This window comes from Nocardioides sp. CPCC 206348, assembly GCF_048654705.1.
Taxonomy (GTDB): domain Bacteria; phylum Actinomycetota; class Actinomycetes; order Propionibacteriales; family Nocardioidaceae; genus Nocardioides.
Window position 1 is genome coordinate 7,583 of record NZ_JBMCZA010000223.1, and the last position, 2,273, is coordinate 9,855.

3 protein-coding genes are annotated in these 2,273 nt (G+C 71.4%); 1 reads left to right on the top strand and 2 read right to left on the bottom strand.

All coding sequences use genetic code 11. From position 1 onward, the window contains the following. The coding region (locus ACOADB_RS25210; protein ID WP_378605370.1) for a hypothetical protein at window positions 1–424 on the top strand (424 nt) is incomplete at its 5' end. 15 nt (window positions 425–439) lie between these two features. Here the strand turns inward: ACOADB_RS25210 and ACOADB_RS25215 are convergent. Both ACOADB_RS25215 and ACOADB_RS25220 read right to left on the bottom strand, forming a co-directional pair. Further along, window positions 440–664: a hypothetical protein gene (locus tag ACOADB_RS25215; protein ID WP_378605373.1), complete on the bottom strand. Its 225-nt coding sequence runs from the start codon at window positions 662–664 to the stop codon at window positions 440–442. 19 nt (window positions 665–683) lie between these two features. After that, window positions 684–2,273, bottom strand: a 1,590-nt coding sequence (locus ACOADB_RS25220) for a HelD family protein (protein ID WP_378605376.1), incomplete at its 5' end; no start/stop codon positions are given.

A 2,273-nucleotide genomic window follows, 5' to 3' on the forward strand; every position in this document is an offset into this window, starting at 1 on the left:
GGCCGCAGCAGTATTCGTGGGTCTGCAGGCACGAGGTGCGTCAGCCACCGCGGACGCCCGCAACGATGCCCTCGCCGCCGCGAAGACCCGCGTGCCGGAGCTGCTGAGCTACGAGAACGCCACCCTCGAGGACGACCTCGCGACGGCACTCGACCAGACGACCGGAGCCTTCACCGACGACTACCGCACGATCCTCACCGACGTCGTCACCCCGACCGCCACCGAGCGCAGGATCAGCACGTCGGCCTCGGTCAGTGCCGCGGGGGTCGTGTCGGGTGACCGGGACGAGGTCGTCGTACTCCTCTTCCTGACGCAGTCCACGACGGCGGCCAAGGCCGGTACGACGGTCGCGGGCAGCCGGGTCGAGGTCACCATGGCGCGCGACGGGGACACCTGGAAGATCGCCGGCCTCAAGCCGCTCTGACCGGCTGCTGCGGGGTCAGCGCAGCAGCGAGAGCAGCGTCAGCACGACCGGTGTCGCGAAGGCAGCGAGCAGCACCCATGCGACGACGCGGTGCGACAGCTTCGTGCTGTCGAGCGCTCCGGCGAACTCCAGCATCGCGCCGTCGGGCACGTTCGCGTTCAGGCCCATCCGCTTCGCATCGGCCGGGATGTGCTCGCTGGGCGACCAGGGCTGCGGCTCGTCGTCGTCCCTGGGGTTCATCCCCAGATCGTACGGCGCGTCAGCTGATCGTGGTGAGCAACTGCGTCGCACGGGTCAGCACGACGTAGAGCGTCGCGCGTCCGGTGGCCGACTCGTCCTCGATCTCCTGCGGGCGCACCACGACGATGGCGTCGAACTCGAGGCCCTTGGTGTCCAGGCCCGTGAGTACGACGACGCGGTCATCACCGGACGGAGCGACCGAGGAGTCGACCGATGCCCGCGCCCCGGCGGCGTCCGCGGCGAGCTCCGGCCACGAGGCCAGCCAGGCGTTGACCTCGGAGCGCCGGGCGACCGGGACCACGATTCCGACCGTTCCGGAGACGGCGCCCGCGACCTCCAGGACGGCCGCGCGGGTGGCGGCCTCCAGGTCGCTGGTGTCGGCGCCGGGGCCGAGGACGACCTCCTTCGGCTCCTCCCCGGTCCGTCGTACGGCGTCCGGGAGATCCGCGTCGAGACCGACCCGTTGTGCGTAGGCCGCGGCGTGGGCATAGATCTCGGACGAGTTCCGGTAGTTCGTGGACAGGTGGAACTCGTGGATGACCTTGCGCTCCAGCGCTGCGGCGCGGGCCTGGGCCGCCTCGGCGGGCTCCGGCCACGACGACTGGGCCGGGTCGCCGACGATCGTCCACGACGCCGTGCGTCCGCGCCGGCCGACCATCCGCCACTGCATCGGCGTCAGGTCCTGCGCCTCGTCGATGAGGACGTGGGCGTAGAGGTCGTCGTCGATGCTGCTGGTCGGCGGCGCCCAGGGTCGCCCGGACGGGGCGTACTCCCGGTCGGAGGCGGTCATCAGCTCCTGGATGTTCACGCCGCCCTCGATGAGGTGCATCGGGTCGTCGCGCGCGTCGTCGGCCTTCTGCGGCAGGTCGCCGAGCGCGTACCGCAGCTCGTCGAGGAGCGGGACGTCCTCGATGGAGATCTGGTGGCTGATCGCGCGGGTCGGGTCCAGGTCGCTCCACGACTTCGCGAGCAGGCGCTGCTCCTCGGAGTTGAGCAGGCCCTCGGAGACGCGGGACAGGAACTCCGGGTCGCGCAGCCAGCACAGCACCGTCGGTGCGTCGAGCGGCGGCCACCAGTCGATGGCGAAGTCCAGGAAGTCCTGGTTGGACAGCATGTCCTCGTTGAACTTCTCGCGGCCGTACTCGCGGCCCCGCTCGCCGCGGACCTGGCGCCACAGCGCGTCGAGGAGGGCGTGGGAGACGCGCGGCAGCTGCTTGTTGCGCAGGCCCTGCGACATCAGCTGGCGGCGGACCTGTCCGAGCCGGCCCCGGTCGAGCACCAGCCGGTCGTCGCGGAAGAAGACCCGGAACTCGTTCGGGGCACCCGGCGCCTGCTGGCGCGAGACCCGGCGCATCACTTCGGCCATCCGGGCCGAGCCCTTGATGTCGGCGACGGCCGGCTCGTCGTGCCGGGTCGCGCGGACGTCGTTGACGACCTCACCGAGGCTGCGCAGCGCCACCGCGGTCTCGCCGAGGGACGGCAGCACGCGCTCGATGTAACGCATGAAGACACCGGACGGGCCGACGACGAGGACGCCGCCACGCTCGTAGCGCTGGCGCTCGTTGTAGAGCAGGAACGCGGCCCGGTGCAGGGCGACGACGGTCTTGCC

What these genes read in the sequence shown, in the direction of transcription:
- ACOADB_RS25215 (WP_378605373.1), bottom strand. Translation starts at nt 664, where the DNA reads ATGAACCCCAGGGACGACGACGAGCCGCAGCCCTGGTCGCCCAGCGAG.